We start from the raw sequence: 13083 nt of genomic DNA, 5'->3' as shown, positions 1-13083 counted from the left end.
CGGGGGCCGGTTTGCGAGCAGATGCCACGGGTATGGTCGCCGCGTTCGGCTGCCGGTGGCAGGCGGCGCGGTCCGCGCCCGGTACGGCGGCATTCGGGGAGGACGGGGGCCTGTGATGGCGGAGATCGAGGCGACGCGCGGGATGCCGGCCGACAGCATGATCGTGTTCGGGGTGGCGTCCGACGTCGAGCTGATGGACCGGTGGCTGCCGCAGGGGTTGTGGGTGGGCGACGGCGGGGCGGGCACCGTCGAGGCGGGCGGCGAGCTGGTGCCCGGCAGCGGGCGGCACGAGGGGCTGTTCCGCGCCCAGGAGGACCAGCTCCGGGTGGAGTGGGGCGGCCGCGACCACCCCGACTACGCGGGCTGGCTGCAGGTGTCCGACTCGGCGGCCGGCACGAGCGAGGTGACCGTGCACCTGTCGCTGCTCGACGAGCCCGCCTCCAGCGCCAGGGTCGGCGAGGTGCGCGAGCTGCTCGACCGCTCCCTCGACCGGCTGGCCGACGAGGTCACCCGCCGGGTCTCCGAGGGCGGCTGAACGACGGGCTTCTCGGGGAGCCAGGGGCTCCCGCGCATGCCGGTGGCGCCTTCCGAGAACGGCAGAGGCCCGGCGGGCGGGCGGGGGCGGGCCCGCCCCTCCGGGGTTCAGGCGTCCTCGCGCTCCGGGTTCTCCAGCCGGAAGAAGTTGCTCTGCTTGCCGTCCTTCTTGTGCTCCTGGTAGATGAAGTTCAGCTTCCGCTGGTCGAAGGTCTCGAACCACTCCTCCCAGCTGATCTCCGCCAGGTCGTTGCCGCCGTAGCCGGGGAAGTCGAAGCGGAGCACGCCCGCCCGGCCCTGGTGCTCGGTGCCGGGCACGGTCGCGGGCTTGGCGCCGCGCGCATGCGCCCATTCCTGGATCACGTCGTGGTCGGTGGTGACGAGGCTGCGGCCGGGCCGCTCCTCGTGCTCGCCGGTCGAGGTGACGTGCTGCTGGTATTTGTGCTCGCCCTCGACGGGACGGTTCTGCTGCGACATGGCGGCCTGTTCCCCCTGGTAGTCGTGCGGATGACCTGCTCGATACCCAGCCCGGCGCGCTTCTTGCAAATGATCTGTGCCACCACGATTAAAGGGGCTCGCAAGGTATTCCCGTCAACTTTTGATTATGCGACGTTTAATTACGATTCTTTCCCCCGTACTCGCAGGTCTGATCGCCGCGGCCGGCCTGTCCGGCGCCGCGGACGCGGCCGCGAACGCCGGGCTCAACGCCTATTACGGTCAGCGCCTGGCCTGGTCGGGGTGCGGCAGCGGGTTCCAGTGCGCGAAATTGACGGTGCCCCTCGACTACGCGAGGCCCGGCGGCCGGCGGATCGGGATCGCCATGGTCCGGCTGCCCGCGACCGGCCGGCGGATCGGCTCGATCGTGCTGAACTTCGGCGGCCCCGGCGGCGCCGGCACGACCATCTTGAAGGCCGACAAGACCGTCATGTCGGCCGCCGTCCGGCAGCACTTCGACGTGGTCAGCTTCGACCCGCGCGGCGTGGGCGCCTCCGCCCCCGTACGCTGCCTGTCCCCTCTCGGCCTGGACGCCTACTTCGCCGCCGACCCCACCCCCGACAACGCGGCCGAGGTCAAGCGGGCCAAGGCGTGGATGAAGATCTTCGCCCAGGGCTGCGCGACCAACTCCGGCAAGCAGCTGCTCGCGCACGTAGGCACCGGCGAGGTGGCCCGCGACCTTGACGTGATGCGGGCCGCCCTGGGCGAGGCCCGCCTGACCTACTTCGGCTTCTCCTACGGCACCTACCTGGGCGCCCGCTACGCCGACCTGTTCCCCACCCGGATCCGCGCCATGGTGCTCGACGGCGCCGAGGACCCCGGCCAGACGCTCGCCGAGTTCGGCGCGGCGCAGGAGCGGGGGTTCCGGCTGGCCCGCGAGTCGTTCCTGCGCGACTGCTTCGGGGCCAGGGACTGCCCGTTCCCCCGGCACACCGTCGCCGCCGCGACCAGGCGGCTGGAGGCGCTCTACAAGCGGGCCGACCGGGCGCCGCTGCGCAACGACGGCGACAGCAGGCAGGTCAACGAGGCCATCCTGCGCGCGGGCGTCAACCAGGCCATGTACGCCAGGGACAGCTGGCCCTACCTGCGCCAGGCGCTCACCCTCGCCTTCAAGGGCGACGGCACGGCCATGCTCGCCCTGGCCGACGTCAACCACGGACGCCGTCCCGACGGCAGCTACGACAACAGCAGCGAGGCGCTGACGGCCGTCAACTGCCTGGACCATCCCGAGCAGCGCTGCGCGTACTGGCCGGTCAAGGGCAAGGGGTTCACCAGGAAGGTGCGCGCCCACGGGTCGCCGCCGATCGTGGTGGTGGGCACGACGCGTGACCCGGCCACGCCGTACGAGCTGGCCAGGCGGCTGGCCGGGCAGCTGGAGCACGGCGTGCTGCTGACCCACGACGGCGACGGGCACACGGCGTACAAGGGAAGCTCGTCCTGCCTGGACCGGCAGATCGACCGGTACGTGATCACGGCTCGCGCGCCGCGTCCGGGAGCCTGCGCGAAGGTCTGAGGGCGTGGGCCCCCCTCCCTCACCCGCTCATGGGCGGGTGAGGGACTGGTGACGTTCGGGTCAACCCTGGCCGCGCCTGCGCGGCGGGCACGACCGGGCGGGAGAGATTGGGCGGACGTAGCCGGAAATTCCCGCCCGAGGAGCCCATGGAGTCGCTGCTGGTCCTGCACGCGCTCGCGGCGGTCTGCGCTCCCTGGCTGGCCCGGCGCATGGGACGGGCCTCCTTCCTGCTGCTGGCCGTGGCGCCCGGCGCCGGTTTCGCGTACACGGTGTGGCTGGGGGTGCGGGGGCTGCCGGCGCGGGAGGACACCCGCTGGGCGCCCGCGCTCGGGCTGGAGCTGTCCTTCCGGGCCGACTCGCTGACCCTGCTGATGATGGCGCTGGTCACCGGCGTGGGCGTGCTGGTCCTGGTCTACAGCGTGCGCTACTTCCCCGCCGGCGACGACGGGCTGGGCCGCTACGGCGGCGCGATGGCCGCCTTCGCCGGGTCGATGCTGGGGCTGGTCACGGCCGACAACCTGCTCCTGCTGTACGTCTTCTGGGAGCTGACCACCGTCTTCTCCTACCTGCTGATCGGCTACGACCCGGAGAGCCGGGCGGGCCGGCGGGCCGCGATGAAGGCGCTGACGGTGACCACGCTGGGCGGGCTGGCGATGCTGGCCGGGTTCGTGGTGGTCGGGCAGGCGGCGGGCACGTACGCGCTGTCGGGGGTCGTCGCCCGGCCACCGCAGGCGGGCCCGCTGGCCGCCGGGCTGGTGCTGGTGCTGGCCGGGGCGCTGTCGAAGTCGGCGATCTTCCCGTTCAGCACGTGGCTGCCGGCCGCGATGGCGGCGCCGACGCCGGTGTCGGCGTACCTGCACGCGGCGGCCATGGTCAAGGCCGGGGTGTACCTGGTGGCCAGGCTCGGTCCGGCGTTCGGGGACGTGCCGCTGTGGCGGGCGGTCGCGGTGCCGCTCGGCGTGCTGACGATGCTGCTGGGCGGCTGGCGGGCGCTGCGCGAGACGGACCTGAAACGGCTGCTGGCCTACGGCACGGTCAGTCAGCTCGGTTTCCTGATCACGCTGTTCGGCGTGGGCACCCGGGGCGCGGCGCTGGCCGGGGTGGGCATGCTGGCCGCGCACGCGCTGTTCAAGGCCGCGCTGTTCCTGGTCGTGGGCGTCGTCGACCATGCGACCGGCACCCGTGAGCTGCGCGAGCTGAGCGGGGTCGGCCAGTCGATGCCGTGGGTGTGCGCGGCCGCGGTGCTGGCGGGGGCGTCGATGGCGGGGCTGCCGCCGTTCGCGGGGTTCGCCGGCAAGGAGGCGGCGCTGGAGGCGCTGCTGGACCGGCCGCTCGTGCTGGCGGGGGTGGTGGCGGGGTCGGCGCTGACGGCGGCGTACACGCTGCGGTTCCTGTGGGGGGCCTTCGCCGCCAAGCCCGGCGTGCCGGTCACGCCGGCGCACCGGACGGCGGCGGCCATGTTCGCGCCCGCCGCGCTGCTGGCGGTGCTCGGCCTGGCGCTGGCGCCCTTCGCCCCCTGGTACGGCGGCGCGATGTCGGGCTACACCGGCACCTTCCGCGACCCCGGCCACGCCACGCATCTGGCGATCTGGGCCGGCCTGTCCCCCGCGCTGCTGCTGTCGGCCGTGGCGCTGGCGGCCGGTGCGCTGCTGTTCCTGGCCAGGGAGCCGGTGGCCAGGGCGGGCGCGGCGCTGCACGTGCTGGACTCGACGCAGCTCTTCTGGTCGCTCGTCCGCCGGCTGGACCGGTTCGCCGTCCAGGCCACCGGGTTCGTCCAGCGCGGTTCGCTGCCCGACTACCTGCTGCTCACGCTGGCCGCCACCACCGGCGTCGGCGTGTTCGCCGTCGCCTACGGCGGCGTGCCGCACCTGGACGTGCCGGTCGTCGCCTGGGAGCGCGTGGAGCAGCCGGTGCTGGCGGTCCTGATCACCGCGTCGGCGGCGCTGGCGCTGTGCGCCCGCGCCTACATCCTGCTGGCCGTGGTCGTCGGCGTCATCGGGTACGGCACCGCGCTGCTGTTCCTCGCGCACGGCTCGCCCGACCTGGCGCTGACCCAGTTCCTGGCCGAGACGCTGGCCCTGGTGGTGTTCGCCCTGGTGCTGCGGCGGCTGCCGGTGACCCCGGTCAGAGCGCGGCTGCCGCGGCTGTTCCGGTTCGGGCTCGGGCTGGCCGTGGGGGTGGTGGTGACCGGGGCGGGCATGCTGGCCACCAGCGCGCGGAGCACCTGGGCCGTCGGGTCGCTGATGCCCGCCGCGGCGCGCGAGGCGGGGGCGCGCAACGTCGTCAGCGCGATCATCCTGGACATCCGGGCCTGGGACACGATGGGCGAGAGCACGGTGCTGGTCGTGCTGACGCTGGGCGTGACGAGCCTGGTGTTCCTGCGGCGCAGGACGTACGAGATCGAGCGGGACGACCGCGGCCGGGTGCCCGCCGAGCGCACGCACTGGTTGTCCTCGACGCTGCCGCGCGGCCAGCGGGCCGTGGCCTTCGAGGTGGCGGCCCGGCTGACCTTCCACACGGTGCTGGTGCTCTCGGTGTTCCTGCTGTTCGTCGGGCACAGCGGGGTCGGCGGCGGGTTCGCCGGCGGCATCGTGGCCGGGCTGGCGATCACCGTGCGCTACCTGGCCGGCGGCCGGTACGAGCTGGCCGCGGCGGTCCCGGTGCACGCGGGCGTGCTGATGGGCGCCGGGCTCGCCCTGTCGACCGGCACGGCGCTGGCCGGGCTGCTGTTCGGGCGGGCGGCGCTGGACATGCTGGCGGCCGACGTGCACCTGCCGCTGGTCGGCAGCCTGCACCTGTCCACGGGCCTGCTGTTCGACCTCGGCGTGTACGTCTCGGTCACCGGCATGGTCCAGGACGTGCTGCGCGGCCTCGGCGCCGAGCTGGACCGGCAGATCGAGGCGGAGGAGAGCGCGTGACGATCTCCCTGGCGCCGTTCCTGTGCTGCTGCGTGATGATCACGACCGGTGTGACGCTGCTGCTGGAGCGGAGCCTGGTGCGGGTGCTGGCCGGGGTGGTCGTGCTGGGCAACGGCGTGAACCTGCTGATCGTCACCGCGGGCGGGAACGCCGGCGGGCCGCCCATCCTGGGCAGCACGCCGGTGGCGGACATGGCCGATCCGCTGCCGCAGGCGATGGTGCTCACCGCCATCGTGATCACCCTGGGCGTGACGGCGTTCGTGCTGGCCATGGTGCACCGGTCGTGGCAGCTCACCGGCAGCGACGAGGTCCAGGACGACACCGAGGACCGGCGCGTGCGACTGCGGGCCAGGCGCGGCGAGCTGAGCCACGCCCTGCGCACCCGGCAGGACGCCTACCGGCGGCTGGTCGTGGAGCAGCGGGCGGAGCTGGCCCGGCTGGAGGCCGAGCAGGCCGAGCGGGAGCGGCTGCAGGAGGCCGACCTGGAACGGCGGATCGCCCGCGTGCACACCGAGCTGGAGGAGTGGATGCGCACCCGGAGGGCCGAAGGGCTGTCGGAGGAGGAGCTGCAACTCGGCTTCGAGGAGGCCGGGCAGCGGGACCTGCCGGACGAGGAGGCCACGGCCGGCGACAACGCCGAGCGCATCGACGAGCTGCGCCGCGAGCACACCCGGCGGCGGGCCGAGCAGGCGGCCGGCGAGAGGGAGCTGCGCCAGCGGATCAAGGCCAGGCAGCGCGACGCCCGCAGGCAGATGCGCTCGGCCATCCGCGAGGAGCGGGCCCGCCAGGCGCTCGCCAACGACCCCGAACTGGAGGGCGACGACTAGTGGCAGGCAGGGGCGGGGCCCGTGGGTGACCTGGTCGAGCTGCGCGGGCTGGTGTGCGTGCCGGTGCTGCTGCCGCTGCTGGCGGCCGGGATCAAGCTGGCGATCGGCGGCCGGCTGCGGCACCTGCAGTCGGCCATCAGCCTCACCACGCTGGGCATCTCGCTGGCGGTGTCGGTGCTGCTGCTCGCGCACGCCGACACGCACGGCCCGCTGGTGACCGAGCTGGGCGGCTGGGCCTCGCCGGTCGGGATCTGCCTGGTGGCCGACCGGCTCTCGACGCTGGTGCTGGTGGTGTCGTCGGCGGTGACGCTCTGCGTGATGGTGTACTCGATCGCCAACGCCTACGACGAGGCCGAGCACGACGCGCCGATGGCGATCTTCCATCCGGCGTTCCTGGTCATGGTGGCGGGCGTGGCGGACGCGTTCCTGTCGGGTGACCTGTTCAACCTGTTCGTCGCGTTCGAGATGCTGCTGAGCGGCTCGTACGTGCTGCTGACCTTCGGCGGGACCGAGTCCAGGATGCGGGCGGGGGCCACGTACACGCTGATGGCGCTGGCGTCGTCGATGTTGTTCCTGATCGCGCTGGCGGTGACCTACGGCGCGACGGGCACGTTGTCGATGGCGCAGCTCGCCGAGCGCTTCGGCACGCTGCCCGAGCAGGTCAAGCTGCTGGTCGAGCTGACGCTGCTGCTGGCGTTCGCGATCAAGGCGGCGATCTTCCCGGTGTCGGCGTGGCTGCCGGACTCCTACCCGACCGCGCCCGCGCCGGCCACGGCCGTGTTCGCCGGGCTGCTCACGAAGGTCGGCGTGTACGCGATCATCCGGCTGGAGGCGCTGCTGTTCCCCGGCGGGCCGGTCTCCACGCTGCTGATGGCGGTGGCGCTGGCCACGATGCTGGCCGGCGTGCTGGGCGCGGTGGCGCAGACCGACATCAAGCGCATGTTGTCCTTCACGCTGGTCAGCCACATCGGCTACATGGTGTTCGGGGTGGCGCTGTCGACGGTGGCGGGACTGGCGGGCGCGGTGTTCTACATCGTCCACCACATCACCGTGCAGACGAGCCTGTTCCTGGTGACGGGGCTGATCGAGCGGCGCACCGGCACCACGTCGGTCAACCGGCTGGGCGGGCTGATGAGGACCGCGCCGGTGCTGGGCGTGCTGTTCTTCGTGCCCGCGATGAACCTGTCGGGCATCCCGCCGATGTCGGGGTTCCTGGGCAAGCTGCTGCTGGTGCAGGCGGGCCTGGACAAGGGCGGCCCGGCGGCGCTCGTGCTGGTGGCGGGCGGGCTGCTCACGAGCCTGCTGACGTTGTACGCGATCGCCAAGACGTGGGGCAAGGCGTTCTGGCGGGCGCCGCGCGAGGAGCGGCTGGGCCAGGTGATGGAGAGCGAGGAGGCTACGGGTGAGGAGCCGGTGGTGACGACGACGGCGCTGCCGCCCGTGCTGCTGGGCGCGACGGCGGCGCTGGTGGCGCTGGGGCTGTCGTTCACGGTGCTGGCCGGGCCGCTGGCGGCGCTGACGCAGCGGGTGGCCACGGAGCTGAGCGAGCGGCAGACGTACATCACCGCCGTGCTGGGGACGCGGCGGTGAGCGGCGGCCTGCTCGCGCCGCGGCTGTTCGGCCGGCGGGTGCCGCTGCCGCTGGTGGCGTGGCTGACGCTGGTGTGGGTGACGCTGTGGGGCGAGCTGTCGGCGGGGAACGTGCTGGGCGGCCTGGCGACCGCGCTGGTGGTGACGTGGCTGCTGCCGCTGCCCGTCCTGGACCCGGGGATCAGGGTGCGGCCGCTGCCGCTGGCGCGGTTCCTGCTGTGGTTCGGGTGGGACATGCTGCTCTCGACCGTGCGGGTGGTGGCGTGGGTGGTGCGGCCCGGCGATCCGCCCACTCAGCTGGTCCTGGTGCGGCTGCGCACGTCGTCTGAGTCGATGACCGTGATGATCATGGTGGCGTTGTCCACGATGCCGGGGAGCCTGGTGGTGGAGGCGTACCTGGACAGGAGAGAGCTGATGCTGCACGTGCTGGGGCTGGCCGGGGAGGGCGTCCCGGACGTGGTCCGCAGGGACCTGGCCGGGCTGGAGTCGCGCATCGTGGCCGCGTTCGGCACCCGCGCCGACCGGGAGGAGCTGCGGTGAGCGCGGTGTACCTGGTGACGATCGCGCTGCTGGGCGGCGGGGCGGCGGCCGCGTTGTGGCGGGTGGGGCGCGGGCCGTCGATGCTGGACCGCGCGGTCGCCCTCGACGTGCTGACGTCGCTGGCGATGTGCGCGGTCGGGCTGTTCGCGGTGGTCAGGGACGACTACTCCGACCTGCCGGTGCTCCAGGTGCTGTCGCTGCTGGGGTTCGTCGGGTCGGTGTCGTTGGCCCGGTTCTTCCCTGGACGGTCGGGGTGAGCCCGATGGATGTGGCGGCGGCGGTCTGCCTGGTGCTCGGGGCCGTGCTGGCGTTGTCGGCGGGCGCCGGGCTGGTGCGCTTCCGCACGACGCTCGACCGGATGCACGCCGGCACCAAGCCGCAGGTGCTCGGCGTGCTGCTGGTGCTGGCCGCGATGTGGCTGCACCGGCCCACCTGGTGGAACGCCGGGCCGCTGCTGATCGTGGGGGCCTCGCAGGTGATCACCGTGTCGGTGGCGGCGTACATGGTGGGGCGGGCGGCCCACTCGCGTCAGTCGTCGCGGGACGAGACCGAGATGCCGCCCTCGGAGGAGGACTGATCGCCCCTGCGGTCGAGGGCGGGCTGGCCGAACCAGGTCCAGGCGGCCAGCCCGGCCAGGATGCCGGCGGTGACCCAGGCCAGGGTGGAGTGGAACAGGTAGTCGATCACCAGCATGGTGGCCGTGGTCATCGACACCACCAGGGCGAGCGCTCCTAACAGGCCGTAGGTGTTGGACCGGCGTACCAGCCTCTCCTTGTGGCCCTGCCGGAACAGCACGCGGTGCTGGGCGGTCGGCGCGATGTAGCAGATCGACGCGATGGCGGCGCTGACCAGCGCGGCGAAGTAGAGCCAGCGGTCGGTCTGGTCCAGCTTGACGAAGCCGGGTGAGAAGGGGACGGTCAGCAGGAACGCGAACAGCACCTGCACGCCGGTCACCGCGACGCGGGCGCCCTGCAGCAGTTCGACGAAGTTGCGGTCGGCGCGTTCCTCGTGCGACTCGTTCTTCACTCGGCCTCCTTGTTGGATGTTCCCCTCTTCCTTGGCGGAGGCCGGTCGAAACATGGATTTTCGAGGTCAGGCGAGGATCTTGGCCGGGGTGATGGGCAGGTCGCGCACCCGCCGGCCGGTGGCGTGGTGAACGGCGTTGCCGATCGCGGCGGCGGTGCCCACGATGCCGATCTCGCCGATGCCCTTGGAGCCCATCGGGTTGAGCAGGCCGTCCTGCTCGTCGATCCAGACGGCCTCGATCGCCGGCACGTCGGCGCAGGCCGGCACGTGGTACTGGGCCAGGTCGCGGTGCAGGAAGCCGCCGAACTCGTCGTCGGTCAGCGTCTCCTCCATCAGCGCCATCCCCATGCCCATGGTCATGCCGCCGACGAACTGCGACCTGGCCAGCCTGGCGTCCAGGACGCGGCCGGCGGCGAACACGCCGAGCAGGCGCGACAGGCGGATCTCGCCCGTCACGGAGCTGACCCTGACCTCGGCGAACTGGGCGCCGAAGGCGTGCCTGGCCAGCTCCTCGTCGGCCTTGACCTCCTCGGTGGTGTCGGCGGACCCCTCGCCGCCGTCGGCTCGCAGCGCCTCGCAGGCCCGTACGACGGCCGAGCCCCACGACGCCGTGCCCATCGAGCCGCCCGCGACGGGGGCGGCAGGCAGGTCGCTGTCGCCGAGCTCGACGTGCACCCGGTCGGGGGCGACGCCGAGGCAGTCGGCCGCGATCCTGGTGAGCACGGTCCGGGCGCCGGTGCCGATGTCGGCGGCGGCCACCCGGATGACGAAGTCGCCGTCGCGCACGGTCGCGGTGGCCTGCGACGGGCCGCGCCTGGCCGGGTAGGTGGAGGCGGCCACGCCGGTGCCGACCAGCCACTCCCCCTCGCGCCGGAGGCCGGGCGCCGGGTCGCGGCGGTCCCAGCCGAAGCGGCGGGCGCCCTCGCGCAGGCAGGTCACCAGGCTGCGGGAGCTGAACGGCAGCCCGCCGTCCGGCTCGGTCGTGGGCTCGTTGCGGATGCGCAGCTCGACGGGGTCGATCCCGGCCGCCTCGGCCAGCTCGTCCATCGCCGACTCCAGGGCGTACATGCCGGGGCACTCGCCGGGGGCGCGCATCCAGGACGGGGTGGCGACGTCGAGGCGGACGAGCCGGTGCGCGGTGCGCAGCGCGGGCGTGGCGTACATGACGCGGCCGGGGGTGGCGGCCTGCTCGGCGAACTCGACGATCCTGCTGGACTGCACGTACGCCGTGTGCTCGACCGCGGTGAGCCGGCCGTCGGCGTCGGCGCCGAGCCGCAGCCGCTGGACGGTGGGCGTGCGGTAGCCGGTGAGGTCGAACATCTGCTGCCGGGTGAAGACGACCTTGACCGGACGGCCGGCGGCCCGCGCGGCCAGGGCGGCGAGCACGGCGTTCGGCCTGGTGGTGCCCTTGGAGCCGAAGCCGCCGCCGACGTGCCTGGACACCACGCGCACCCGCTCGGCGGGCAGGCCGAGGGTCTTGGCGATGCTGTCCCGGTCGCCGCTGGCGCCCTGGGTCGAGTCGTAGACCAGCAGCCGGCCGTCGTCGGCCCACACGGCCACCGCGGCGTGCGGCTCCATCGCGTTGTTGTGCAGGGGCGGCGTCGTGTACGTCACGTCCACGGCGGACGCGGCGGCGGCCAGCCCGGCCTCCACGTCGCCCTTGTCGGTGTCGGGCGGCAGGTTCGGGTTGACCGTCTCGGGCCGGTAGAGGTCCGGGTGGTCGGCGCGCAGCCGCACGTCGTGGGCCTGCGCTTCGTAGGCGACATGGACGGCGTCGGCGGCGGCGCGGGCCTGGTCGTAGGTGCCGGCGACGACGGCGGCCACGAGCTGGCCCCGGTAGACGACGTCCCGGGAGCGGAACAGCGCCAGCTCGGGGTCGGCGTCCTCGGCCAGGTCGGGCGGGTCCTCGACGGACAGCACGGCCAGCACGCCCGGCATGGCCAGCGCCTGCCCGGCATCCACCCCGGTCACCCGGCCCCTGGCGACCGTGGACTGCACCGGGTAGCAGTAGGCGACGCCCTCGACCGGGTACTCGGCGGCGTACGTGGCCAGCCCCGTGACCTTGACGCGCCCCTCGATGCGGTTCACGGCGTCAGCTCCTCCAGCGTGCGGACGATCAGGTTGCGCGCCAGCGGCAGCTTGTACGCGTTGCGCGGCAGCGGGCGGGCCTGGTCGAGCTCGGCCTCGGCGGCCCGCAGGTAAGCCTCCCCCGTGGCGGGGCCGCCGATGATCTCCCGTTCGGCGCGTTCGGCCCGCCAGGGCGCGTGGGCCACGCCGCCGAGCGCGATGCGGCAGCCGGTGACCACGCCGTCCCAGCGCACGTCGAGCACGGCGGCGATGGACACCAGCGCGAACGCGAACGAGGCCCGCTCGCGCACCTTGCGGTAGAGGGAGGCGCCCGGCGGCGGCGCGGGCAGCTCGACGGCGGTGATCAGCATGCCGGGTTCGAGCACGGTGTCGCGCTCGGGCGCGTCGCCGGGCAGGCGGTGCAGGCCGGGCATGGGGATGATCCGGTCGCCGGCCGGGCCGGTGACGTGCACCTCGGCGTCGAGCGCGGCCAGCGCCACGGCCATGTCCGAGGGGTGGGTGGCCACGCAGGCGTCCGAGGCGCCGAGCACGGCCAGGTTGCCGTGGTCGCCCTCGATCGCGGGGCAGCCGGTGCCGGGCTCGCGCTTGTTGCACGGCCTGGTGACGTCCTGGAAGTAGGGGCAGCGGGTGCGTTGCAGCAGGTTTCCGGCCACCGTGGCCATGTTCCTGACCTGGCCGGAGGCGCCGGTCAGCACGGCCCTGGCGAGCATCGGGTAGCGGGCGCGGACGAGCGGGTCGGCCGCCAGGTCGCTGTTGCGCACTGCCGCGCCGATCCGCAGCCGGTCGCGTACGGGCTCGACGGCGTCCAGCGGCAGGCGGCTGACGTCCACGAGGTGGTCGGGGGCGGCCACGCCGAGGCGCATGAGGTCGACCAGGTTGGTGCCGCCGCCCAGGTACATCGTGCCGGGGCCGTACCGGCCGACCGCGTCGGACGGGCTCTGGGCGCGGACGTAGTCGAACGGCTTCACCGGGCCACCTCGCCGATCGCGGCCACGATGCCGGGATAGGCGCCGCACCGGCACAGGTTGCCGCTCATGCGTTCCCTGATCTCCTCGGGCGTCAGGGCCGGGTCGAGGAGGAGGTCGGCGGTGACGGCGCTCGGACCGGGCTCGCCCAGCATGCCGACCGCCGAGCAGAGCTGGCCGGGCGTGCAGTAGCCGCACTGGAAGGCGTCGTGCTCGATGAACGCGGCCTGCAGCGGATGCAGTTGCTCGCCCGAGGCCAGCCCCTCGACGGTGACGATCTCGCTGCCGTCCACCGCCACGGCCAGCGCCAGGCAGGAGTTGGCCCGGCGGCCGTCGATGAGCACCGTGCACGCGCCGCACTGGCCGTGGTCGCAGCCCTTCTTGGAGCCGGTCAGGCCGAGCCGTTCGCGCAGCAGGTCGAGCAAGGAGATCCTGGGGTCGACGGCCACGGTGTGCGGCACGCCGTTCACCTGCAGGGTGATGTCCATAGGCGCTCGCCTACCCGGCCACCGCCGGAGGCAACCACGGGCTCGGACATCTCGGGGTAAAGGTGACGGGGTCCAGGTGTCGGGGCGCGGGCGGCGGGTA

The 13083-nt window shown here is 73.5% G+C and carries 13 protein-coding genes; 8 read left to right on the top strand and 5 right to left on the bottom strand.

Features of this window, described 5'->3' with window-relative positions; all coding sequences use genetic code 11:
* Positions 1-115: 115 nt before the first annotated feature.
* The gene (locus tag ACIBQ6_RS49930; RefSeq protein ID WP_352330618.1) at positions 116-535 is read left to right on the top strand and encodes an SRPBCC family protein; all 420 of its coding nucleotides are present in this window, start codon (positions 116-118) and stop codon (positions 533-535) included.
* A 107-nt stretch (positions 536-642) separates the two neighbouring features.
* Here the strand turns inward: ACIBQ6_RS49930 and ACIBQ6_RS49925 are convergent, their stop codons facing one another.
* Positions 643-1011, bottom strand: a complete 369-nt coding sequence (locus ACIBQ6_RS49925) for a hypothetical protein (RefSeq protein WP_358286071.1) — start codon at positions 1009-1011, stop codon at positions 643-645.
* Positions 1012-1138: 127 nt separating this feature from the next.
* Between ACIBQ6_RS49925 and ACIBQ6_RS49920 the strand changes: the two genes are divergently transcribed.
* From ACIBQ6_RS49920 to ACIBQ6_RS49890, 7 genes are all read left to right on the top strand, one after another.
* Entirely contained in the window at positions 1139-2542 is a 1404-nt protein-coding gene (locus ACIBQ6_RS49920; RefSeq protein ID WP_397219526.1) for an alpha/beta hydrolase, read from the top strand.
* A 146-nt stretch (positions 2543-2688) separates the two neighbouring features.
* Positions 2689-5460, top strand: coding sequence for a Na+/H+ antiporter subunit A (locus tag ACIBQ6_RS49915; RefSeq protein WP_397219525.1), 2772 nt, complete (start codon positions 2689-2691; stop codon positions 5458-5460).
* Entirely contained in the window at positions 5457-6287 is an 831-nt protein-coding gene (locus ACIBQ6_RS49910; RefSeq protein WP_397219524.1) for a Na(+)/H(+) antiporter subunit C, read from the top strand. The genes ACIBQ6_RS49915 and ACIBQ6_RS49910 overlap by 4 nt, the downstream gene beginning before the upstream one ends.
* Before the next feature lie 21 nt (positions 6288-6308).
* Positions 6309-7877, top strand: a complete 1569-nt coding sequence (locus ACIBQ6_RS49905) for a Na+/H+ antiporter subunit D (RefSeq protein ID WP_397219523.1) — start codon at positions 6309-6311, stop codon at positions 7875-7877.
* Positions 7874-8416: a Na+/H+ antiporter subunit E gene (locus ACIBQ6_RS49900; RefSeq protein ID WP_397219522.1), complete on the top strand. Its 543-nt coding sequence runs from the start codon at positions 7874-7876 to the stop codon at positions 8414-8416. The genes ACIBQ6_RS49905 and ACIBQ6_RS49900 overlap by 4 nt, the downstream gene beginning before the upstream one ends.
* Positions 8413-8673: a monovalent cation/H+ antiporter complex subunit F gene (locus ACIBQ6_RS49895; protein WP_352351365.1), complete on the top strand. Its 261-nt coding sequence runs from the start codon at positions 8413-8415 to the stop codon at positions 8671-8673. Before ACIBQ6_RS49900 ends, ACIBQ6_RS49895 begins: the two co-directional genes overlap by 4 nt.
* A gap of 5 nt (positions 8674-8678) precedes the next feature.
* Entirely contained in the window at positions 8679-8993 is a 315-nt protein-coding gene (locus ACIBQ6_RS49890; protein WP_358287542.1) for a monovalent cation/H(+) antiporter subunit G, read from the top strand.
* On the opposite strand, the gene ACIBQ6_RS49885 is transcribed toward ACIBQ6_RS49890, so the two are convergent.
* The 4 genes from ACIBQ6_RS49885 to ACIBQ6_RS49870 all read right to left on the bottom strand — a co-directional run bounded on the left by ACIBQ6_RS49885 (position 8945) and on the right by ACIBQ6_RS49870 (position 12983).
* Positions 8945-9442 (bottom strand): DUF6328 family protein, encoded by a 498-nt coding sequence (locus ACIBQ6_RS49885; RefSeq protein ID WP_397219521.1) that lies wholly within the window; start codon positions 9440-9442, stop codon positions 8945-8947. The genes ACIBQ6_RS49890 and ACIBQ6_RS49885 overlap by 49 nt on opposite strands.
* 66 nt (positions 9443-9508) lie before the next feature.
* Positions 9509-11530: a xanthine dehydrogenase family protein molybdopterin-binding subunit gene (locus ACIBQ6_RS49880; protein ID WP_397219520.1), complete on the bottom strand. Its 2022-nt coding sequence runs from the start codon at positions 11528-11530 to the stop codon at positions 9509-9511.
* Positions 11527-12498, bottom strand: a complete 972-nt coding sequence (locus ACIBQ6_RS49875; protein ID WP_364343682.1) for a xanthine dehydrogenase family protein subunit M — start codon at positions 12496-12498, stop codon at positions 11527-11529. Before ACIBQ6_RS49875 ends, ACIBQ6_RS49880 begins: the two co-directional genes overlap by 4 nt.
* Positions 12495-12983 carry a 2Fe-2S iron-sulfur cluster-binding protein gene (locus tag ACIBQ6_RS49870; protein WP_357977060.1) on the bottom strand — a complete coding sequence of 163 codons (489 nt, stop codon included), beginning with the start codon at positions 12981-12983 and terminating at the stop codon, positions 12495-12497. Before ACIBQ6_RS49870 ends, ACIBQ6_RS49875 begins: the two co-directional genes overlap by 4 nt.
* Positions 12984-13083: the final 100 nt, after the last annotated feature.

The sequence above is a fragment of the Nonomuraea sp. NPDC049655 genome, assembly GCF_044465465.1.
Lineage (GTDB): Bacteria > Actinomycetota > Actinomycetes > Streptosporangiales > Streptosporangiaceae > Nonomuraea.
Note: the sequence above shows the minus strand (reverse complement) of the source record. Positions and strands in the feature narration are given on the sequence as shown.